Annotated in this window: 22 protein-coding genes and 3 tRNA genes; 6 read left to right on the forward strand and 19 right to left on the reverse strand. The window is 35.1% G+C overall.

All coding sequences use genetic code 11. The features are described 5' to 3' along the window. Nucleotides 1–40: 40 nt before the first annotated feature. Nucleotides 41–934: a 16S rRNA (cytosine(1402)-N(4))-methyltransferase RsmH gene (rsmH, locus tag ACR1PN_RS05100; protein WP_378179708.1), complete on the reverse strand. Its 894-nt coding sequence runs from the start codon at nt 932–934 to the stop codon at nt 41–43. Between the two features lie 20 nt (nt 935–954). After that, on the reverse strand, nt 955–1,413 hold the full coding sequence (mraZ, locus tag ACR1PN_RS05105) for a division/cell wall cluster transcriptional repressor MraZ (protein WP_378179711.1): 459 nt from the start codon (nt 1,411–1,413) through the stop codon (nt 955–957). Nucleotides 1,414–1,684: 271 nt separating this feature from the next. Here mraZ and ACR1PN_RS05110 point away from each other — a divergent pair, with 271 nt between their 5' ends. Genes ACR1PN_RS05110 through ACR1PN_RS05120 form a run of 3 tightly spaced genes read left to right on the forward strand, consistent with a single transcriptional unit; the run spans nt 1,685 to nt 3,570 of the window. Then, nucleotides 1,685–2,446 carry an alpha/beta fold hydrolase gene (locus tag ACR1PN_RS05110; protein WP_378179739.1) on the forward strand — a complete coding sequence of 254 codons (762 nt, stop codon included), beginning with the start codon at nt 1,685–1,687 and terminating at the stop codon, nt 2,444–2,446. A 58-nt stretch (nt 2,447–2,504) separates the two neighbouring features. Then, nucleotides 2,505–3,128, forward strand: a complete 624-nt coding sequence (yihA, locus tag ACR1PN_RS05115) for a ribosome biogenesis GTP-binding protein YihA/YsxC (protein ID WP_433979136.1) — start codon at nt 2,505–2,507, stop codon at nt 3,126–3,128. After that, complete coding sequence (locus tag ACR1PN_RS05120; RefSeq protein WP_433979137.1) at nt 3,121–3,570, forward strand: GNAT family N-acetyltransferase; 450 nt, start codon at nt 3,121–3,123, stop codon at nt 3,568–3,570. The genes yihA and ACR1PN_RS05120 overlap by 8 nt, the downstream gene beginning before the upstream one ends. 39 nt (nt 3,571–3,609) lie before the next feature. Here the strand turns inward: ACR1PN_RS05120 and ACR1PN_RS05125 are convergent, their stop codons facing one another. The 13 genes from ACR1PN_RS05125 to ACR1PN_RS05185 form a co-directional block, all read right to left on the reverse strand. Beyond that, nucleotides 3,610–4,254, reverse strand: a complete 645-nt coding sequence (locus tag ACR1PN_RS05125; RefSeq protein WP_433979138.1) for a response regulator transcription factor — start codon at nt 4,252–4,254, stop codon at nt 3,610–3,612. Next, nucleotides 4,251–5,021, reverse strand: a complete 771-nt coding sequence (locus tag ACR1PN_RS05130) for a sensor histidine kinase (RefSeq protein ID WP_433979139.1) — start codon at nt 5,019–5,021, stop codon at nt 4,251–4,253. The genes ACR1PN_RS05125 and ACR1PN_RS05130 overlap by 4 nt, the downstream gene beginning before the upstream one ends. A gap of 18 nt (nt 5,022–5,039) precedes the next feature. Then, on the reverse strand, nt 5,040–5,678 hold the full coding sequence (locus ACR1PN_RS05135; RefSeq protein WP_433979140.1) for a hypothetical protein: 639 nt from the start codon (nt 5,676–5,678) through the stop codon (nt 5,040–5,042). A gap of 12 nt (nt 5,679–5,690) precedes the next feature. Next, nucleotides 5,691–6,260: a hypothetical protein gene (locus ACR1PN_RS05140; RefSeq protein WP_433979141.1), complete on the reverse strand. Its 570-nt coding sequence runs from the start codon at nt 6,258–6,260 to the stop codon at nt 5,691–5,693. Nucleotides 6,261–6,545: 285 nt separating this feature from the next. Further along, nucleotides 6,546–7,031, reverse strand: coding sequence for a GNAT family N-acetyltransferase (locus ACR1PN_RS05145; protein ID WP_433979142.1), 486 nt, complete (start codon nt 7,029–7,031; stop codon nt 6,546–6,548). Nucleotides 7,032–7,047: 16 nt separating this feature from the next. Continuing rightward, a complete protein-coding gene (locus ACR1PN_RS05150) occupies nt 7,048–8,463 on the reverse strand; it encodes a PLP-dependent aminotransferase family protein (protein ID WP_433979143.1) in 1,416 nt (471 codons plus the stop codon). Nucleotides 8,464–8,506: 43 nt separating this feature from the next. Next, on the reverse strand, nt 8,507–8,872 hold the full coding sequence (locus tag ACR1PN_RS05155) for a hypothetical protein (RefSeq protein ID WP_433979144.1): 366 nt from the start codon (nt 8,870–8,872) through the stop codon (nt 8,507–8,509). A 152-nt stretch (nt 8,873–9,024) separates the two neighbouring features. Beyond that, complete coding sequence (locus tag ACR1PN_RS05160) at nt 9,025–10,662, reverse strand: SWIM zinc finger family protein (protein ID WP_433979145.1); 1,638 nt, start codon at nt 10,660–10,662, stop codon at nt 9,025–9,027. Between the two features lie 3 nt (nt 10,663–10,665). Then, complete coding sequence (locus ACR1PN_RS05165) at nt 10,666–14,010, reverse strand: WGR domain-containing protein (protein ID WP_433979146.1); 3,345 nt, start codon at nt 14,008–14,010, stop codon at nt 10,666–10,668. 44 nt (nt 14,011–14,054) lie between these two features. After that, complete coding sequence (locus tag ACR1PN_RS05170) at nt 14,055–15,569, reverse strand: retron St85 family RNA-directed DNA polymerase (protein ID WP_433979147.1); 1,515 nt, start codon at nt 15,567–15,569, stop codon at nt 14,055–14,057. 740 nt (nt 15,570–16,309) lie between these two features. Continuing rightward, a tRNA-Leu gene (locus ACR1PN_RS05175) sits at nt 16,310–16,393 on the reverse strand. Between the two features lie 5 nt (nt 16,394–16,398). After that, nucleotides 16,399–16,474, reverse strand: a tRNA-Gly gene (locus tag ACR1PN_RS05180). Nucleotides 16,475–16,480: 6 nt separating this feature from the next. Next, nucleotides 16,481–16,562: transfer RNA gene (locus tag ACR1PN_RS05185), tRNA-Leu, on the reverse strand. A gap of 173 nt (nt 16,563–16,735) precedes the next feature. Here ACR1PN_RS05185 and ACR1PN_RS05190 point away from each other — a divergent pair. From ACR1PN_RS05190 to ACR1PN_RS05200, 3 genes are read left to right on the forward strand one after another with little or no spacing between them, the layout of a single operon-like run. After that, nucleotides 16,736–17,113 (forward strand): DUF3127 domain-containing protein, encoded by a 378-nt coding sequence (locus ACR1PN_RS05190; RefSeq protein ID WP_378179778.1) that lies wholly within the window; start codon nt 16,736–16,738, stop codon nt 17,111–17,113. A 59-nt stretch (nt 17,114–17,172) separates the two neighbouring features. Further along, entirely contained in the window at nt 17,173–17,826 is a 654-nt protein-coding gene (gene aat / locus ACR1PN_RS05195) for a leucyl/phenylalanyl-tRNA--protein transferase (RefSeq protein ID WP_433979148.1), read from the forward strand. Then, on the forward strand, nt 17,813–18,697 hold the full coding sequence (locus ACR1PN_RS05200) for a DMT family transporter (RefSeq protein WP_378179781.1): 885 nt from the start codon (nt 17,813–17,815) through the stop codon (nt 18,695–18,697). Before aat ends, ACR1PN_RS05200 begins: the two co-directional genes overlap by 14 nt. Before the next feature lie 206 nt (nt 18,698–18,903). On the opposite strand, the gene ACR1PN_RS05205 is transcribed toward ACR1PN_RS05200, so the two are convergent. From ACR1PN_RS05205 to glmM, 4 genes are all read right to left on the reverse strand, one after another. Next, nucleotides 18,904–20,286 (reverse strand): tetratricopeptide repeat protein, encoded by a 1,383-nt coding sequence (locus tag ACR1PN_RS05205; RefSeq protein WP_433979149.1) that lies wholly within the window; start codon nt 20,284–20,286, stop codon nt 18,904–18,906. 136 nt (nt 20,287–20,422) lie between these two features. After that, the gene (locus ACR1PN_RS05210) at nt 20,423–20,710 is read right to left on the reverse strand and encodes a type II toxin-antitoxin system RelE/ParE family toxin (RefSeq protein ID WP_433979150.1); all 288 of its coding nucleotides are present in this window, start codon (nt 20,708–20,710) and stop codon (nt 20,423–20,425) included. Beyond that, nucleotides 20,707–20,937 carry a hypothetical protein gene (locus ACR1PN_RS05215; RefSeq protein WP_378182822.1) on the reverse strand — a complete coding sequence of 77 codons (231 nt, stop codon included), beginning with the start codon at nt 20,935–20,937 and terminating at the stop codon, nt 20,707–20,709. Before ACR1PN_RS05215 ends, ACR1PN_RS05210 begins: the two co-directional genes overlap by 4 nt. Nucleotides 20,938–20,972: 35 nt before the next feature. After that, nucleotides 20,973–22,355, reverse strand: coding sequence for a phosphoglucosamine mutase (gene glmM / locus ACR1PN_RS05220; protein WP_433979151.1), 1,383 nt, complete (start codon nt 22,353–22,355; stop codon nt 20,973–20,975). Nucleotides 22,356–22,432 lie beyond the last annotated feature (77 nt).

A 22,432-nucleotide genomic window follows, 5' to 3' on the forward strand; every position in this document is an offset into this window, starting at 1 on the left:
AATTTTTAAAATTCACCATTAACAATTCACTCATTCACTTTTATATTTTTATTCCTGTTCTCATTTTAGCGCTTCTTGCTCTTGAGTTTTCTTCAATTTCCTTATCATCAGGGATAATCGCTTTACTTTTTACCAGCTCAAATGCTTTTTTATAATTTCCGTAAATATCTCTTTCAGGCTCGCCTTCAAACATTCCGTTTTTCAAAAATCTTTTTACCAGACGGTCTTCAAGAGAGTGATAAGATATAATCACCAATCTTCCCCCCGGTTTTAAAATATTATAAGACTGAACCAGCATTTCTTTCAGAACTTCAAGCTCCTGATTGACTTCAATTCTTATTGCCTGAAACAACTGCGCATAAAATTTATTCACTTTATGTGGCGGAAGATAACTGAAGAGCTTTTTCAAATCTTCGGTAGTCTCTATTTTTTTGGTTTTTCTGTGATGAACAATATCCCGGGCCAATTTTCTAGCTTCTCTTAATTCACCATAGTAGTAGAAAATATCTGCTAAAGCTTCTTCGTCATATTCGTTGATGACTTTTTTGGCATCAAGACTCTGCATGACATTCATTCTCATATCAAGCGGCGCATTGCTTCTTGTAGAAAAACCTCTGTCTGCTTCGTCAAACTGATGAGAAGAAACGCCAAGATCAGCTAAAATTCCGTCGACCTGAGAAACGCCATACATCAGTAAAGAGTTTTCAAGAAATCTGAAATTTTGGTTGATTAAAGTAAATTTAGGGTCATCAAGCTTATTTTCGAGCGCATCCAAATCCTGATCAAATGCGTATAATTTCCCTTTTTCGGAAAGCCTGCTTACAATTTCGCGGGAATGTCCACCGCCACCAAATGTGCAGTCCACATAAATACCGTCCGGATTCGTCACCAAATCATCCACACTTTGCTTCAATAAAACGGGGTTGTGATACATGCTATTTGTGCTTATTTTAATTATTCTTCATCAAAAGCGCCCATCACATCTTCTGCAAGGTCTGCAAAATCGTTTTCGTTGGTCGCAATTACTTTTTCGTATGCTTCTTTATCCCAAATCTCAAAAAGTTCTCCCGCACTTGTCACTACAATATCTTTATGAAGATTGGCAAAATGGGTAAGATCTTTTGAAATCTGAAGTCTTCCTGCTCCATCCAGCTCCACAGTTTTCACCCCGGCTGTAAACATTCTGATAAAATCAGCATTTTTCTTGATGAATCTGTTCAATTTATTAATCTTATCCATTAGCTTATCCCATGCTTTCATCGGATAAACTTCAAGACACGGTTGAAACACAGAACGCTTTACCACAAAGGTTTTATCCTCAAAATCCTCCATCTGCTTTATCAGCGATGAAGGTACTTTAAGGCGACCTTTGTCGTCTATTTTGCACTCATATGTTCCAATGAAATTTCTCATTTGGGACAAAATTAGAAATATTTTTCCAAAACTTCCCACTTTTTCCCACTTTTTGACTTAATGTTAATAAGTTTTGATTTTAACTGATAATCAACAACATAAAAACTTTAAGGCAAAATAAAAGAAGATCTATTTATTCATCGCATAGCAAAAAGATTTTTAAATTTTCATACCACAATAGTTTTATTATATTATTTTTAGTTTAAATTAGATATATCAAAATGTTTTTGGTGTTTAATTTGTATTTTTGCAAGGCTTACACAGGCAACTTATGAGATTTAGTACAAAAAAAGAAAAGAAATACAACTTTATAGAAGCTGGAGAAGGTCACCCGCTTGTGCTTTTGCACGGGTTAATGGGTGGGTTGAGTAATTTTGATAAAATGGTGAATTTTTTTTCAGAAAAAGGTTTTAAGGTTTATGTACCTCAATTGCCGATCTACGATTTGCCCGTACTCAATACCAATCTCACCACAATTGCAAAGTATGTCATTAAATTTATCGAAACCAATATTGGCAAACCGGTTACCATTGTAGGAAACTCTATGGGCGGTCATGTTGGTTTAATATTAACTCTGGCAAGACCTGATCTTGTTCAGAATCTTGTTCTTACAGGCAGTTCCGGCTTATACGAAAGAGCTTTTGGTGACAGTTTTCCCAGAAAAAACGACCGTTCATATATAAGGAAGAAAGCTGAGGAGGTTTTCTATGATCCCGCTGTAGCAACCGAAGATTTGGTAGATGAAGTTTTCAGTGTTGTAAATGACCGTATGAAAGGAATTAAAACGGTAATGTTGGCAAGAAGCGCCATCAAACACAATATGCTGAACGATCTTCCTAAAATTTTAAGACCTACGTGTCTGATCTGGGGAAAACAGGATAATGTAACACCGCCTGAAGTTGCAGAAGATATGCACAAATTTATACCCAATTCAGATTTATTCTGGATCGATAAATGCGGGCATGCTGCAATGATGGAAAAGCCAGATGAATTCAATGAAATTCTTTACAACTGGATAAAAGATAAAGTATAAAAAGACAAACCATTAAGACTTTCTTAATGGTTTATTTTTCTAAATAAAATTCAAGAAAATGATTATTAAAACAGCAACGTTTGTAAAAAGCAGCGGAAAATGGCAGGAATGCCCCGAACCGAATATGCCGGAATACGCATTCATCGGAAGATCAAACGTAGGAAAATCTTCGCTGATCAATGCGATGATGAATCACAAAGATTTAGCAAAAACATCGGGTACGCCGGGAAAAACGCAGCTCATCAATCATTTTTTAGTTAATGAAAACTGGTATCTTACCGATTTGCCGGGTTACGGATACGCAAAAGTTTCAAAAGTTCAGCGAAAAGATTTCGAAAAGCTGATTACCAATTATATTCTTAACCGAAGAAATCTGGTGAATCTTTTTGTTTTGGTAGATTCAAGACACAGTCCGCAGAAAATTGATCTGGAATTTATCCAATGGTGCGGAGAAAGCGGGGTTCCATTTTCGATTGTCTTTACAAAAGCCGACAAACTGAAGCCGAATGTTGCCATTCAAAATGTAGAAGCCTATAAAAATGAGCTTTTAAAAACCTGGGAAGATCTTCCTGAAACTTATTTAACATCAGCAGAAAAGAAGGAAGGTTGTGAAGAAATTTTAAACTTCATACAGGCCACCAATGAGTTTTTAGAAAATAACAGCGTAAGTTTCGATGAGTAATATAATCTGGAAAATAAAAAGTTTTGATGAATTAACTGTTCCTGAGTTTCACGAAATCATCAAAGCGAGAATTGACGTTTTTGTGGTTGAACAAAATTGCCCCTATCATGATCTGGATGGTTATGATGAAAAAGCGATTCATCTTTGGGCAGAACAGGATAATATGGTTTTAGCGTACTGCAGGATTTTTGATAAAGGAATTAAGTACAGCGAAACATCGATTGGAAGAGTTTTAACCTCAGAAAAAGGAAGAGGAAAAAATTTAGGCAAACAATTAATCCAATACGCCGTTGAAACGATAGAAAACAGATTTAAAACTTCTGAAGTAAGAATTTCTGCTCAGGATTATCTGTTGAAATTTTATTCTTATTTCGGTTTTGAAGATACCGGAAAAAAATACCTGGAAGACAATATTCCGCATACGGAAATGTTCAGAAAATAAGAAAGAGTTTTAGAAATTGAAACTCTTTCTTTTTTGAAATCAGCATAGATTGTGTTTCATTGCAAAAAGTACAAGACCGACCCTGTTTTTGATATCCAGCTTGATAAAAACAGAATCTCTGTAACCATCAATAGTTTTGGGGCTCAGACACATTTTGTCAGCAATTTCTTTATAGGTAAGTTCGCTGCAGGCCAATTTTATAAACTCAATTTCTCTTTCTTTAAGTTCCGAAAGAAGAGATTGGTTTTTTAAATCCTCAGTTTTTACTTTTAATAATTTCTGGGCAACAAAATCGGTATAAAAACTTCCTTTTTCAAAAACCGTATCGATTGCCTGAAACAATATTGAAGGTTGCATATCTTTCAGTAAATATCCTTTTGCACCAGCTTTCAGCATTTTAATTAAGACTTTCTCGTCATCTTCCATCGTAAGAGCGATTACTTTGATGTCCGGATAATGTCCAGAAAGCCATTCTGTGGTTTCTATTCCGTTTTTAAAGGGCATGTTGATGTCCATTAAAACGACAGCAGGCAAATCGGCCGTCTTTTCTAATGCTTCGATAAAATCTTCACCATTGGGATGATTCATCACGACCTTGTATTGTGGGTTTTCGGCAATCATATTTTCCAATGCTTTCGACATTAGTGTATGGTCGTCAACAATTGCGATAGGGATTGTTTTCATGGCTGATTTTTGTAATAAATAATAGATGTCTGTGTACCTTTATTGATCTCGGAAATGATTGAAAATTCTGCATGAATGATTTTCGCTCTCAGCTCCATATTTTTCAGTCCGGATCCGTCTTTTACGGTTTGCGTATTAAAACCTTTCCCGTTGTCATTAATTTTAATGCTTAGTTTCTGATAATTCTCCTCAATTTCTATCGACACATTTTTAGCTTTGGAATGCTTCAGAATATTGTTGATGCTTTCCTGAATAATCCTGAAAAGAATAAGACCGTGTTTTGGCGAAATATCAACATCATGCTTTTGGGTAATCAGTTCAATTTTCAGCAATCTCAGCTTACGGATTTTATTTATTTCTCTTTCTAAAGATTCAATCAAACCGAAATGAATTATCTGTTCTGTAATTAAAGTTTTAGACAAAGCTCGAATATCCTGAATGCATTCGCCTAATAATTGGTTTAATTCTACCAATTCTTCCTTTTCTGAATCTTTCATTTTAGCAATCAATTGGTTTTGCCGCAATCGTACGACAGAAAGCTTTTGTCCCAAATCATCGTGTAATTCCTGACCGATATAATTAAGTGTTTGTTCTTTCATTTCGATTTGAGAAGTTGCCAATTCTTTTTCAAACCGCATATCTTTTTCTTTCTGTTTTATGAGCAAAGTCGTTTTTTTCTGAATGAAAATTACGTAAACGAAAATCATCGTTAAGACAATTATAAATAGTGTAATCGTGAAAATAATAATCAAATTATTTTTTTCCATACTTTTAAATTCGACTTGTTAAGTTTTATCCTGCTTGCTCCAAAATAGTCCAGCAGCAATAACTGCACTACTGATAAGGTTTAATAAAAATAAAATAAAAAAGTATATGTCGGACTCAACAGATGTCCTGAAATAAAAAATCGGAATAATTCCAATATAAAAAATCAGCAAGCCTACAGAAATCCAAAAAGGAAGATAACTTTTAATCTCAAATATTTTATCCGAATTAAAGGTTTGATACAGAAATAATATGATTGAAAACGTTAATAAAAGAATATTAATGTAAAACATATTAAAAGAAAGATGCTCAAATAATCCATTATCAAGATAAAGCATTACCACAATCGTTAAAACAAAACAAGTGAGAATGACAATCTGTATTTTTTTTAAAACAATGACATACAATAATTTAAAATAATACAGCAGATACAGAAAAAAGACGGCTATAATAAAAACACTGAAAAACTTTTCTGTAAATGATTTGGTAAACTTGGCGTAGAAATAGAAAAAGAAATCTGTCACAGATAAAAGAATGTATCCTGCAAAAAAAAAGTAATTTACTTTATCTATTTTTCTGGAGCGGATTGCTACTAAAATCATCATGATAACCAAAATTACCATCCAGATTTGTTTTTCTAATTCTACATTCCAAGTCATGGTTATTTTATTTTAATTCATTGTGCTTGTCATCGAGTTCGGTGGTGGCGAAAGATTCATCATATTCATAGGCTGAATATTTTCCACATCCTGATTCTCATCCGTAATAACACCTCTTCTTTGTCGACTACTGATAGAATCCTGGGTCATTTTTGATGTAGGCATTAAAAATACCGTTTGGTAACCCGCAAACTCAGGCTTTGCCATTCTTTCTTTCGGTTGATTTTCAGGATATTTACCCAAATAAATTCTTATTCCCACATCTTTCAGGTTTTGCTTGTCTGCATTTTCTTTTACATATTGAATGTAGCCTTCCATCTCTTCCAGAGAAAACCAATACCAACGCGAATCGGGATTTCCGTTTCGGGCTTTGGTAAGGACCATGTTGTTGGTTCTGGAGTATTCGTCAAAAAGAACACGTGCTTCTTCTTTTGTAATCAGTTTGCTTTTATAGGTATCACTTGCAGGAGGCGGCGGAGTTGGCGGTGGCGGCGTGCAACGAATAACACACAGTGAAAAAACAGCTAAAATAAGCGCACCGAAATACGAAAGTAAATTCTTAAACAAAATTGGAGTTTTCATTTTTTTAATTTTATAAGGTTTTGTAACAAAGTTAGTTATAAGACAATTATAAAAAAGAGGAAAAACACTATTTTTTGTTTGTTTGTTTTTAGTGAGAAGGTATAATGATTTTGTTGTACATAATAGACTGTCACAATTCAACATTAAAAACACCATTGTTTGGGTCTGATTTGTGACATCTTTATAATAAACATCATTATGATTTTTTCAATACGAATCCTTTTTAAAAACAAAAAAAGCACACCGAAAATCTGTGTGCTTCCTCTTTAACAAAATAAAAAGTATCTAAATACTTAGATCTAAAATCATTTTAGTGTCTGCTCTCTCGTAAGGAGAATCGATTACGGGAATGTGCTGAAAGCCTAACTTTTCGTAAAGTTTAATGGCAGGAACTAAGACAGAATTTGTTTCCAGAAAAACTTCTTTTGCCTTTAATTCTTTTGCTTTATTAATCAATTTCTGACCGATGAGATAACCAATCTTTTTTCCTTGTGCTTTAGGGCTTACCGCCATTTTTGCCAGTTCGAAAACCAACGGATCTTCGGAAGTTTTTATAAGAGCACAGGTTCCTACTACTTCATTATTCAGAAGTGCAAAAACAATGTGTCCTCCTTTGTTGATGATATAATCTTCAGGATTGTCGAGCATTTTATAGTCGCTCGCTTCCATTTTAAAAAATTTACTGATCCACTCTTCATTTAAATCCCTGAAATTCTGTTGAAATTGAGATTCGTAATCAACAATTTTCACTTCATTATTATTATCACTCATCCTTTTTATATTTAATTTAAAATCTGTTTTTAATCATTTTTCCTAATTTTTCGAGGTCGCTTTCTACACGATCCGTCCATTCCAAAGCATAATTTAACCGTAAACAATTCTGATACTGATTATACTGAGAAAACATTCTTCCCGGTGCAAAATTGATTTTCTGACTAAAAGCTTCATCATAAAGATCTTCCGTACAAATCCTCTTATCTAATTCCAACCACAACATAAACCCTCCTTTCGGTTCGGAAACCTTCGTATTATCAGGAAAATATGCCGCCACCGATTTTTGAATCTGAAGGTAATTGGCATACAGCTTTTTCCTGAACATCCTCAAGTGATGATCGTAACGCTCATGCTCCAGAAAATCCGCAATCACATCCGAATACAACGACGGACTGCAAACGGTCTGCACCAATTTCTGACGAATAATTTTATCCTTAAATTTCCCGGGAGCCACCCAACCGACACGATATCCAGGTGCCAGAACTTTCGTCACAGAACCGATCCACATCACCAATCCCGCTTCATCGTAAAACTTGCACGGCTTTGGTCTTTCTGCCCCGAAATAGACGTTTCCGTAAATATCATCTTCAATCAATGGAACATTATATTCCGTAATTAATCTTACCAATTCTTTCTTGCTTTCATCCGGCATCTGAAAACCGAGCGGGTTATTAAAATTCGTTACAAAACAGCATGCAGATAACTTGGGAAGAACTTTTTTTAATTCGTCTAAATCTACTCCGTTAATCGGATGCGTTGGAATTTCCACCGCTTTTAAACCTAATAACTGAATAGCCTGCAAAACTCCAAAATAAACCGGGCTTTCCACCGCCACCCAGTCTCCGGGTTTGGTGACTGCCATCAAACAGTTGTAAACCGCATTCATCGCACCGGAGGTGATCACCAGATCATTTTCCGTGATTTTTCCTTCCAAAACCATTGCCCATTTTGCGATTTCACGACGTAGATGCTCATTTCCCTGAACCGGTTCGTAATCTGTTCCGCTGTCATTTTTGCTTTTAATCACATTAATCATGGATTTCTTCAGCTTTGGTAGCGGGAGAAAACTTTCACCGGGAATTCCCAATGCAAACTGTGTCATATCTTTTCCCGCAATCGTTCCGAAAACTTTATCAATAAGATCTTCGGGAGAATTTTTTGTTTCAGAAACCTTCATTTTTGCAATCGACGGAAGTGCCAGCTTTCTTTGTGAAGTCTGGCTCACAAAATATCCGTATTTTGGGCGAGATTCTACCAGAGAATGGCTTTCCAGCTCCATGTAAGCCTGTTTTACAGTGTTTAAACTTACATTGTACAATTTTTGAGCACTTCTCAGTGAAGGCAATTTATCTCCGAATTGTAAGGTTTCGCTTTTAATCTGTTCTGTGACAGATTTTGCAATTTTGAGGTAAAGAACATCTTTAGACATCAGGATCTGTTTTAAGTAAATTTACGATTTTAAAAGACCTTTTTTAATCATTCAGCCAATTAATCATCCGTTCAATATTACTTTTCAGCTGCAAAGGATTTCGAAAATTTTCAGAATTATTCCTGCTGAAATATTCTTTAGCCGTCATCATAAACTGCTTTCTTTCTTCATGATTAAAAGCCTGATCAGTGTGAATTAAAAAATCGGTTTCATTTTTCGGATTCAGAATAAGGCTTGCAAAAGCGAAGACCGTATTTTTATTTTTAGCCAAGAGAAAAGGAATCCCGAAGTTTTCATTGATTTTATGTACATTAAATTTTTGAAGAAAAAGATTTTTCAGTTCAAAAATATCCGATGCGTAGACCTCAGCATAGTGAAGCCGATTGTTTTGTAGAAGATGTGTTTCCATATTACCCGCTTTACTTCAACAAATGTACAGCGTATTATTATTTAGGTACAGATACAGAAGTTGGTATTTTTATGGGTACAGAATTTTATTCAGAAATAGAAAAAGGAAAGGCAAAACCTTTCCTTGTAAATTAGTATAGAAAATCAGTTGTATTATTTCCTGTTGATCATCATTCTTGTTGCCAGAATATGTTCGCAAGGTCCTTGTCTTAAACCGTTGGACTGATAAAAACCACATTGGCAATTTCCGCCAATCAATCGCTGGTCTTTATCAATAGAAGCTTCCGTTTTGTAGGTAAAATTGCTTTCTTTTATGGTTCCCTGAATGTTGAGAATATCATTTTTTACGTCGTATCTGATCTTCACTTTATCTTCAGAAATCAGCTTATCCGCTTTTTCTTCTTGCGGGCTTGAGAAACGCAATTGTTTCGTATCCAAAGGATCCTGAGTCAGTTCACGAACTCTGTACAATCCCATATTGAGATCATAAATTACTCTTCCAGCCTGCGTGTAAGACGTTAATGAAGCCGAAATGGTAGCCGTATCAAGATTCAGTTTTTTCGAAAGTTCAGCTGTAGTTCCAAACCATGTTTCTTTCAAAGTACTGAATACTTTTTCCTGAGTCATTAAATCTACTTGACCTCTCGGAGCCATCAGGTCAAAATTACCCGCTCTGCTCCAGTCATTGGTTGTCCATCCTGAAAGTCCTAAAGTGAAAGCCATATCGCCTAAATCTGCAATGTAGAATGAAGGCAAACCGTTTCCTAATAAAACCACTCTGAAATTTTTAGCAATCGGAATTAATCTTTCTAAGATCAACAATCTTCTTCTCCCCCAAATTCTGATCGTCTTGCTTTCCGACCCTGTATAAATTGAGCGGTGAAAAGTAAGCGTTTCGTACCAAGGTTCAAAAACTGCCTGAATCGGTTTTCCGGGTTCCAAAATAAAACGTAGTGCTCTCGGTCCTTTTTTCTCTTTGAATCTTCTTAAAAACTGACAAATACTGAAAATATCCATCGGATGAAGATCAAAAGTAGTAGCAGGCAAAGTCATTGCAGAGCTTACCTGTAAAAATCCACGCACCCAGGAATCCGGCAAGTCGATTTTTTCTTCTTTATACACTTCCTCGTTTGTAGTAAGTGCTTCAAAACCGGAAGGATCGATCTTAAATTCCGTGTCTTTATAATCCCTTATTTTCTGGAATTCATTATAAAGTGCCGCCGAATAATCGATATTCGTCGTTCCACATTTAAATTCATTGATTTCTGTGAAAACATTATAACTGCTGCTTAGCTTTCCATAGGTAGATTCGTCCTGACTGAAACATTCAAAGAAAACTTCATCGGGATGAACCGTAATTACCGGATCCAGAACAAACCAAGCGTCTTTATCTTTTTGATACAGATAATCAAAATATGCTTTCTTAGCCGTATTGAAAGGACCTAAAACCCTGTTTTTTTCTTTGTACACCTGATCAAGCTCCCCTCTTACTTCCGCCAATCTTTTTTTGACTTCTTCGATTTGAAATTCAGCCATGTAATCACTCAGCCAAAGTTTTTCCTGCTCTGCAGCCCATTCCTTGTATTCCGTTTTATCTTTCGGCTTAAAGCGAAGATCGGAAACCACCACATCATGCAACGCGGAAATTGCTTCACGAAACGGAATTTTTTTATTCAGCTTGCCTACAAAAAACGTCGGATCTCTTTGCAGATCGGGGGAAAAGCTCATCTGCGTACTCGTTGCAGAGTTCGTAATGGCAGTATCTTTATGAAATTTATAATCGAATAACATAGCTTAAGAAATTAATTGAAGATGAACATTCAGTTGAGGATAGATCATTTTCAGTTCAGAAATAATATCAATGCATTTTGCTTTATCCTGAATAGCGGTCGTTGCCGAAAGATCATCTAAAATCCTGCTGACTGTTTCTGCAGATTCTATATTTTTTCTTCCTTCTTTTTCTAAGAAAATGAAAATTCTGTTTTTAGCAGTTCTCGCCTTATTCACCCTCGAAAGTACAGAACGGAAATAAAACTCCAGTTCTTTCAATTTTTCAGGCTGATTACTTGCATATTCTTCAAGATATGAGGTTACGAAAAGCTGAATATTCTGGCTCGGATGCTGGCTCAGTTTCGTAAGATACTCCAACCCGTGTTCTTTTTTGAAGAACTTCATGATCAGATTTTTACCAAAATTTTCGACATCAGAACGCACGGAATCTGCAATTCCGACTAAGCAGTCCGTATCCCAATCTTCATCTTTGAATTCATTTTGGAAGAAATGAAACGCAAACTCCCTGCTGTCATCCCATTTTGCATCCAGAATTCCCAACGCATGATTACGATCTGATTTAATTCTCTCAATATTATTTTTATAGAAATTCCACGACCATTGTCTTACCGCTAAAAACTCGTGATTTGCAAGAGAAATTACCTGTTTTAACGTGAATTTGTCGTTATCATCTACTTTTTTAAGCAATTCTAAGCCGAAAAGCTGGTTTTTCACGCTGTCTGCAAACAATATCCTGAGAATCCATTTTACAGGAATATTGTCAATGTATTTCGGAGCCGTTTTTTCAAGATAATCTCTAAACAACTGATGAGAATCTTCAAATTGCTGTTCTCTCATCAACATTTCAAATAACTTTTCAACAATCTGTAATTGATTTTCAGACTGAACTCCCAAATGATCGTTTAATGTAAATACATTCTCCGCAACTTCCTTATAATTTGAAGAAAGTAACGCAAGAATCTGTGACCAGTTTCTCCCGATTTCTTCTTTAGGATATTGATTTAAAAGACTGACTCCGTTTTGTCTTACAGATTCATTTTCGTTATTCAATAATAATTCAATAATTGAAAGAGGAATTTCTGTTACCGGATATTTTTGAGATTTGGAAAGCAGAATTTCACTTGCCAAAAACCTGTTGTTATTCAACGGAGAAGTCAGTAATTGGGCGACAATTTCCCAGCTGATCTCAGAAAAATTAGAGAAAGCTGTTATTTTGAGCTTCTTAGTAGCAGATTCAGCGATTTTATTGTTTTTGTCGTTATTTTCCAGAGAAAGCAACTCAATGATTACTTTTCCAAGCACAGATTGTTGCCTTTCCTCAGATAAAGATGCTTTTTGAAGTAAGTTATTGATAAATTCATTAGATTCTTTCCGTGAATGCATGATTAAATGCATGATAAAATCTGTAGATTCCAGAAAATATTGAGTATTGTTTTCAATAGCTTCTTTTGCCCAGCTTCTTGCCTGTTCGTTTTCGCAAACTAAAATTTGTGCTACAAAAGTTTGAATCTGCTTTAATTCTTCCTTCTTTTCGTTTAATGCCTCAAAACCTAAATTTTGCGGATATTTTGAAGATTTATTCAACAGCTGAATCATCATTTGAGGCTCAATTTTTTGTAATAAATCTTTATATAGAGAATGATTGGAAAGATTTTCATAAGCAAATTTCATCACCAGATCCATTCTCGCCTGCATCAAAAGCTGGATATAAGCTTGTGGTGTTTCATCCCAAAATTCAGGATAAAGTTCAAGCCTTGAAGGATTTGACTCAGAAATTATTGCAGATTCTTCTTTTTTATGTTGAGAAACAGTCGGTTTTTCTTTATTCGAGCCAAAAATATTCTTGAATGCTCCTATAATATTGTCTAAAGCGCCATGCTGTTGATTTTGATGAGAAGACGCTTCTGACACATTTGAATTGTTGTTATTTTCCGATTCCACCTTCTTCATTTCATTGGCAGAATAGTAATAATCTGAGCTCCAGAACTGTTCCTTTTTACTGTAGAATTCAAGATTTGAATCCATCTTACGGTTTTTATCATTTCCGAAAAGGATAATGTTAAGAAGCGGAGATCGGTAACATTCCGGGAAATCGACCACCGTATAATAATATCTCCGGGTTTCCCAATTGTAAGTTCCATAATGGCTTAACGGCCCTTTTTTGGCAGGAACATAATCGTCCTCAGAATATTGTACCAATGCATTGACCGCAAATCTTAGATATTCTTTCGCTTTATTTTGCTCTCCCAATTCTTTCAGATAATGAAAGCTGTTCTTTTGAAAATAAAGTTTCGTAAAATTTGAAAATGCAAGCCTGCTTTCAGGGCTGGAAAGCTCTTTTCTTACATTGACGGAATTTCCAAACTGGTAAAAATACTGATGCTGATTCCACGCTTCTTTATCCAGGCTCGCCGTTCTTTTGAACATGGGCGCCTTTTTTTCGAATAAAAAGGATAACAGTCCCAAAATCTGTGCATCATCCCGAAAACGAGCCAATTTATAAATCGCACGAATATTTTTAAAGTAAGGCGATGCAAACGGAATTTTTACTATAATTTCTTCAATTAATTTAGTCAAAGAAGGATATGCTTTCGATAAAAGATAAAGGTAAACGAGTTCGTCCGCTTTCTCTTTTTTCTCGAATTTTTCAAGGTATTGTTGCTTTAAGCCATCATAATCTCCTTTATCAATAGCATATTTTATTTCAGAAGGAAGACTTTCCAATAAATCAGAAACCGTTTTTTCTAGTTCTGAATTTTCATTAATTGTCAAGAGTGCATCAAAAGCAACATTTCTGATATACTGCTTATGTCTTGTACTTTGTGCAATGCCGCGTAAAAGCTCGGACGCCTGAGTCATTCTGAATGTTCTGATCGCAAAAATAGAAGCATACAGCTGCATGTCGTCGCCTTTTGTTGCCAATTTCAAAATATAAGGAATGGCTTCTTCAATTTTCATTTGAACCGCTTTCCAGATCACACGGGAAGTTTTCCATTCTGTTTTGAATGAATTGATTCCCTGTGTAGCGCCTTCCAGACGTTTTAAGATCACTCCTTCTATAGAATTCATATTGACGGAATCCAATGAAGGAAGCTCTACAAAAACTTCTACTTCAGACTGATATCCTTTATTTCTTTTTTCTTTTTCGAGCTGATCAAAAATACTCTCGGCTTTATCCTTGGATACGAAAGCAGGAGTCTTACTGCCTTCTTTCAATGCTGCACCGCGTCTTCCGTAACGGAAATTAACGGCAAAAGCATCTGGATTTATTTCACAAAGATCTATTTCGTAAACTTTATCCGATTTTCCTTCGTGGAAAAAGAGTTTGGTTTGTTTAATGATTTTCATCTATCTTATGGATTAAGATGTTGATATTATGTGTTTGGTTCGGGCTAAAAAATATTCCACCAGTCTGTTCTTTCTTCTTTTGGCGCAAGTATTTCTTCTTGGATTTCAGGAACTGCAACTGTTTCTACAATTTCATGAACAACTTCTTTTAATTCTACGATCGGTTTACCGTGCTTTGCGATAATTACATTCAATTGCTCTCTGAAAGCTAATGCTTTGACCGGATTTACCATATTAACGAAATTGATATACCCTTCAACTGCATTAATTAAATGAAACGCCTTTCCCCAAGTTTGGTTTTGCCATCCATTCACTTCGATATTATGTAGAAGTGCCCTGAATTTTCTGAGTTTCTTCCTCTCAACATTCAGTTTTTCATTAACTACAATTCCCGTCACTTTTTGTTGATGCTTGCCTCTCATGATGTGAAGCTTATCGGGATGAATCGTGAAATTTTCGTCGCTGATAATCTGTTTTACAAAATATAAAAGCTTATTGATATTCTGTTCATTATCCTGATTAGCAGAAAAAGTAAGATCATCCGCATAACGGGTATAGGTAAATCCTAATTTTTGAGCCAAACCTTTTAATCTTTTATCTAATTTATAAGCGATAATATTACTGATGGCAGGACTTGTCGGCGAACCCTGCGGTAAAAACCGTTCTCCTTTATGAACGAAATATTTAACATCATCCAGTAAAATCTCTTCCGTATGAGCCTGAGTGCAGACCAATGCAAAAATAGTCGAAAGCTGTTCCGAATATCCAAATTTTGAAAACAATCCTTTTACTCTTCTGTACCTGATCGAGGGGAAAAAATCCTGTAAATCGATATTGATAATAATATCTTTCCCAAGATGTGGCTCTGCATTGGTGACAATTGATTTTTTTGCTGTAAAGCCATGTACAACTTCTCCCACCGAAATTTTATTCAGGATATTTTCCAGAATCCATTGCTGAAAATATCTCAATTGCGGTTTAGGTGCCGAAATCCTTCTTTTTCCTCCCGATTTTTTTGGAATTTCAAAAATATGATAATGCGTTTTCTTAGAAACTTTCCTGTGAAAAGCAAGATATTTTATTAGCGGAAGACCAAAACCAGATTTCTGACTGAAATCCGATACACTTTTAAAAACAGGAAGTGAAAACTCCAACAGTTTTTCTACATCCGAATCGGTGCAGTGAAGCCCTTTAGAAACACCTTCTCCAACATAAATAATCTGCTCTTGCTGAAGCTTTTTCCAATGATCTGCTTTATCCTTGCGTTTCTGTTCGTTTTTTTGTTTGGTTACTTCTCTTTTGGCTTTTGCCTCCTGCATACGCTTTTTGCGCATCTCACGAAGCATTGCCTCCTGATTTCCGTATTTTCGGTCTTTTGCCAATAGCTCTTGCAACTCCTTCTGTAAAACAACTTCCTTTTGAATAAGTTGTTCCGGTAGAGAGGGCGTAGAAGTTTCCTGCCAAAAACCAAGTCTTTTCATTTCTTCCAGAATATAACTATCCTTGGAAGATGCTTTTATACGGTCGTAAATCTGTTGTCTGCTGAGATTTTGTGACATTTAGATGTGTTTTTTTATAAATAAAAAGCCCTACACTTAATAGGGCTTTGTCTGGGATAAACCTTCGTATTTTCTAAGGACTATATCTATCAACTCCAGAAAATGGTACTAGTGGGTACCTTTATTTTCTCGGAAAATGAACTGAAAAGGTACCTACTAGTACCATTTTCCCCATCAAGATAGTATGTAGTGACGTATGCTAAGCAATTTCACAGTGATGACGAAACATCATCATTTCTTTAAAAAGAAAAGCAAGGATCTATCTTTTTCAAATATATAAAAAATTATAATTCCACCAAATATGAATTGAATTATTTATCTGATTTTGTTCGATTTATTCGGTGTTTAAAGCAATGTTGATTTTTTAAGAGAGATTAATTGGCTAACATATGGAGAAGTATTAAAAAATATTGAGTTCATTTTTATTTCCACCAGATTGCGAAGATTTTCACAGTGATGATGTCAATTTTTATAGCCACGAATACCCAAATTTTGAAGGATCTTGATGTTTTAATTTATCTCTACCGTTGTATTGAGTGGCATCTTATAAATAAAATAGCTTGATGAGACTTAAAAAAAGTTGTGGACTTAGTGTTCAAAATAAATTGATCTTTATCTTTTTATTCAATCTCCAGCTTTCCCAATCTTTGATTTTATTCCATGCAAAAAAGAAATTTGAAGAATCGTTTTGTAAATATGTAAAACAAAAAACCCTCCGTAATAAATTACAGAGGGTCTTGTACCCCAGGCGGGACTTGAACCCGCACGCCAAAAGAGGCACAGGATTTTAAGTCCTGCGTGTCTACCAGTTCCACCACCAGGGCAGGCGTGGAGCGAAAAACGGGATTCGAACCCGCGACCCCAACCTTGGCAAGGTTGTGCTCTACCAGCTGAGCTATTTTCGCATACTGTGCGGATGAAGGGACTCGAACCCCCACGCCTCTCGGCACCAGATCCTAAGTCTGGCGTGGCTACCAATTACACCACATCCGCATTATTATTGAGTTATTTTAAAGAACTTGTTTCGTTTTTGTGAGTGCAAATATAGGGCAATTTTCTTTACTTCCAAACCTTTTCGAAAAAAAAATTAAATTTTTGCAAAATTTATTTGAACCCATTCTTTTTTAATTTCATTTTACTACTTTTACACCGATAATATTTACGATATGGAATTACAAGGAACAGTAAAGAAAATCACTGATGTTCAAACATTTGCGAGTGGTTTCCAAAAAAGAGAAATGGTTATTCTTACCCAAGAGCAGTATCCACAGCCAATCAACATCGAATTTTTACAGGATAAAATAAATTTGCTGGATTCTTTAAAAGAAGGAGAAAATGTAAAAGTAGGAATCAACATCAGAGGTAGAGAATGGGTTTCGCCACAGGGAGAAACTAAATATTTTAACTCTATTACAGGATGGAGAGTAGAAAAAGTTTTTGATAATGCATCAGAGCCTACACAGGCTGCTCCGTCTCAATCTGCTTCTCCGGTATCCAACGAGAATCCTTTTGCAGGTGACGATGATGACGATTTGCCATTTTAATTAAAAATAAAGTCAAATAACAATCCTGCTTTCTGAAAGTGGGATTTTTTTTCCTCTCTATGGTTCGATTAGACGAAAACGAAATTTCATTTCCCGATCCTGCACAATATGACGGTCATGAAGGCATCATTGCTTTTGGCGGTGATTTGTCTTTGGAAAGAATCTGGTTTGCTTATCAAAATGGGATTTTCCCTTGGTTTGATCCGGGCGATGAAATTTTATGGTGGTGTCCTGATCCGAGATTTGTGCTATTCCCCGATGAGCTGAAGGTTTCAAAATCGATGCGAAAAATTTTAAATAAAAACATTTTTACCATTACCGAAAACCAAAATTTCAGTGACGTTATTAAAAACTGCCGCGAAATCAACCGAAAAGGACAGGAAGGAACATGGCTTTCTGATGAATTAATGAAAACTTTTATTACCCTTCATAGCTACGGTGTGGCAAGAAGTGTTGAAGTCTGGCTGAATGATGAACTGGTCGGCGGGCTTTACGGATTACAAATCGGAAAAGTTTTCTGTGGCGAAAGTATGTTTTCCAAAGTTAGCAATGCTTCCAAAGCAGGATTTATTCATTTTATGGAGACTCATAAAAACGACCTAAAACTTGTTGACTGTCAATCTCATACTGATCATTTGGAAAGTTTAGGAGCGAGAATGATTCCTAAACGAGAATTTTTGAAAATTTTACACGAAAACAATGAACGCAGATAAAGAAAAATGGCTTCTTCTTATTTTACTGAGTATAATTTGGGGTTCTTCATTTATTTTAATTAAAAAATCTTTAGAACATTTCACCCCTTACCAGGTAGGAGCTCTAAGGGTTTTAATCGCAGGATTAATATTAATGCCTGTTGCTATTTCCAAATATAAACTTTTCCCTAAGAAGCATTTGAAATGGCTTATTTTAGCAGCATTTACAGGAAATTTCATTCCAATGTTCCTTTTTCCTATTGCGGAAACCGAAATCAGCAGCAGTATCGCAGGAATTATCAATTCGATGATGCCGATTTTTGTAATTATTGTGGGTGCTTTAGTCTGGAAATTTGAAACAACACAAAGACAGATTACCGGAGTTATTATAAGCTTTACAGGAGTTTGTTTGTTGGCTTTCGGAGGCGATGATGGCGCAAAATTTAAACTATTCCCTATACTTTTATTGCTTTTGGCAACTTTGTGTTATGCTGTGAGTACAACGACCGTAAAATCAAAGCTAATGGAAGTCTCATCGACCGTTTTATCAGCATTTGTGTTTTCATTTGTGTTGTTTTTGCCTTCAGTTATTTCATTAGTATCGACTGGTTTTGTTTCAACATTTAGCTTTAACAAAGAAAACATGATTGGATTAGGATTTGTAAGCCTGCTTTCTATTTTCGGAACCGGATTGGCGATGATGATGAATTATCGACTATTAAAAGTTTCTACTCCACTGTTTGCTTCTACCGTTACTTTGCTAATGCCAATTGTTGCAATAATATGGGGCATTTTAGATGGTGAAAAACTGACTACTTTACAATTTGTAGGAGCAAGTATCATTATTGCAGGTTTAATCTTTTTAAGGTCTAAAACAGCAGTTAAAAAGTAAATAAAAATCATTATTTAAACGCAACGAACGCAAAGTATACTAATCATTTTGAAAATATCTTTTGCTCGCAAGAGTTTTTTCGACTTCTTCGAATCTTCGATTTTACGCAGCCAAGAAAAAAATCCTGCATCTCTGCAGGATTTTCTTATTTTAATTAAATGTTGATTAATTTTTAGGATGATTTAAAATACATCCGACTTCAAGAGTTACAAATTTTTCTTTCTAACCTTCGCCTTGGCTTTCTTCACCTCATCTTTGATGTACGGATATTTTTTCTGCATATCGGTAATTAATGAAGGGTCAAGCTCTAACGCTTTTTCCAAAGATTCACTTCCTTTTTCCTGGTTTCTCAGATTAAAGTAGCAGTTGCTAAGCTGATAGAATAATTCTGCTCTTTTATGATGCTGTAGAGCTAAATTTAGAACAGTAACTGCTTCTTCATATTCGCCAACCAACATCAACACTTCAGAATAAGCGTACCAATTGTAGAATCTTGATGGTTCAGCATCGACCAATTTTTTAAGGCAAGAAAGACTTTCCTCAAACTTACCAGAATCGATGAACAAAAATGCCAGTCTTTTCTGATAATCAAGATTGCTGTCATTCAGCAAAGTTGCTTCTCTTGCAAAGTGTAAAGCTTCCGGCATTCCGCCCATTTCTTCATAAAGATAAGACTGCTCCATCATCGCAAGATAAAACTGTGGGTCTTCTCTCAATGATTTTTGGAAGGAATTTAAAGCTACAATGGGCTGCTTTAATGCTTTATAGCACAACCCGATTTTATAATAAGTAAATGCTTTTGTGTATTCCAGCTCAAGCATTTCCTCATACACTTCAATGGCTTTCTGATACTGGTTTAAAGCTTCGTAACACGCTGCTTTGCTCGCATAAACTCCAACTGAGCTGGAATTTATGGCCAACATATAATCGAAACCTTTGATGGCTTCTTCGTAATTTTTTCTGTTGAAATAATATTGTCCATACTCGCTCCATGCAATTTCTGAATACGGAAAATCATCAAGATAATCGTTCAGAAAAGCAATTGCCTCTTCACCCTTATTTAAATCATTAAAGCAGATCATTGCATTTTCCAAAGAATATTCATCCATTGGATCGTGTTTTAGCGCTTGCTGATAATGTTTAAGAGCGTTAAACGGATCCCCTAAGTTTACATACTCGTCTGCAATAAAATTATTGAGGAAGTTTTCTTCTTCCTGCAATTCCAGGGCTTTCTTGCAGATTTCAATAGATTTTTTAGGATTTCCAAGATTCGAATAATATTTGGCGTAGCAAACCAAAAAGTCTGTATTCTCCATAGAAGAACCTTTTAACTCATCGATTAATTCCTTCGCCATATTATAATCTTCCCATTCCAATAGAACTTCCAATTTTTTTATTTTGATGTCTAAAGAGCTGGGATGAAGCTTCAGACCGTAATTGACTGCCATATCGGCGTAATTAAAATCTCCAAGCTCCAGATAATAAACAATAATGTCTTCCAACTCTTCTGTATCAAAGTAGAATTCATCATTATTTTCCATCATTTCCTCGAACTTTTTTACAAGTTCATTTCCAAAATATTCTTCCAATATACTTTTCCTCTGTATTTACGATGTTAAAAATTCCTTATCAACATCGTAAAACAATTTTTATTAATTACTAAAAAACAATTCTCTTTAATTTGTTTAATTAAAGTGTCATTAATTTTTATTAAAGTTAATGAAATTAAATTTCATTTTGATTTCTTCTATTATCAAAAAAAGAAATTATTTGAATTTTATTTTTGCCTGATTTATAAGTAATAGAGAAGTTTTCTAAAACCATTATTCTTCTTAATCCTAAAACGGTATATTCTTTTGCAGCTTTTGGATTATCTCGAAGAACATTAATTTTCCTCAATGTTTCATCCAATATTTTTTCAGAATAGCGGTTTGACTTATTGTGATCTATCCAAAAATTATAAACTAAATCAAATTCTCGTAATGCTTTTTTCGTCCATTCTATCTTAATCATTTACCATAAGATTTCAAAAAATCTTCATGAGAAACTACATTTCCTTCTTTTACATCTTTTAAACCTTCTTCAATCATTTTTTTTTCGGCATCGGCGATATCGTTCCACCACGATTTTTCTTCTTTTCTGATTTTCGAAATCTTATCAATTATCCTTAAATCATCGATGGAAGAAAGCCAATGTATGAGTTCTAACTTTTTAGTTTGAAGTTCTAAATTAATGTCCATCTTGCAATCTTTTATTTAAAGTTATATAATTTATTTTAAATCAAACTTCTGATTTTTGTAATCATATCATCACCCAATTTGTCGGCCTCTTCCTGAGATTTAGCCTCTGTATAAATTCTGATAATCGGTTCTGTATTCGATTTTCTCAAGTGAACCCAATTATTTTCAAAATCTATTTTTACGCCGTCTACGGTAGAAACTTCTTCATTTTGATACTCTTTTTCCATTTTAGTTAAAAGAGAGTCTACATCGATTTCCGGAGTCAGCTCAATTTTCTTTTTACCCATAAAATAGCTTGGATAGCCAGCTCTCAGTTCAGAAACTGTTTTGTTTTCTTTTGCCAAATGCGTTAAAAACAAAGCAACTCCTACCAAAGAATCTCTTCCGTAATGAAGATCAGGATAGATGATTCCACCATTTCCTTCTCCTCCGATTACAGCATCTTTTTCTTTCATTAAATTCACCACATTCACTTCTCCTACAGCACTTGCAAAATATTCTGAATTGTGAGTTTTTGCGACATCTCTCAAAGCACGGCTCGAAGAAAGATTTGAAATCACCACACCATTTTTATTTTTCAATAAATAATCAGCAACGGCAACCAAAGTGTATTCTTCACCAAACATTTCACCTTTTTCATCAATTAAAGCCAATCTGTCAACATCCGGATCTACTACAACGCCAAAATCTGCATTTTCTTTTTTTACCAATTCACAAATATCTCCCAAATGTTCCTTCAATGGTTCAGGATTGTGTGGAAATTGTCCGTTTGGTTCGCAGTATAATTTTACAGTTTCACAACCAAGTTTATCTAAAAGCAGCGGAATTGCAATTCCGCCTGTAGAATTTACAGCGTCCAGAACGATTTTGTATTTTTTAGCTTTAATGGCTTCAACATCCACCATTGGTAAATCAAGAATCTGTTGAATATGAATATCAAAAGCATCATCTCTTGTTTCGTATTTACCTAAATCATCCACATCAGCATAGTTGAAATCTTCGCTTTCAGCCAAAGCTAAAACTTCAGCACCATTTTCTCCACTGATGAATTCTCCCTTTTCATTTAATAATTTTAAAGCATTCCATTGTTTTGGATTGTGAGAAGCGGTTAAGATAATTCCACCATCGGCATTTAATTCAGGAACCATCACTTCTACCGTCGGAGTAGTAGAAAGTCCCAAATCAATCACATTGATCCCCAATCCCTGTAACGTTGCAGTAACCAATGAATTAACCATCGAACCTGAGATTCTTGCATCACGACCGATAATTAAAGTTAAATCTTTTTTATTTTTATTATTCTGAAGCCAAGTGCCGAAAGCGGAAGCAAATTTCACCACATCAAGCGGAGTTAAATTATCGCCTACTTTCCCACCAATTGTCCCGCGGATTCCCGAAATACTTTTTATTAATGACATTTAGTTTAAGTTTTATTTTTCTGATTATTAATAGGAAGCAAAGTGCATCTTTATTTTTAATAATTCAAAAAGTGTAG

The organism is Chryseobacterium sp. RLHN22, from assembly GCF_051011795.1.
GTDB classification, from domain to species: Bacteria; Bacteroidota; Bacteroidia; order Flavobacteriales; family Weeksellaceae; genus Chryseobacterium; species Chryseobacterium zhengzhouense.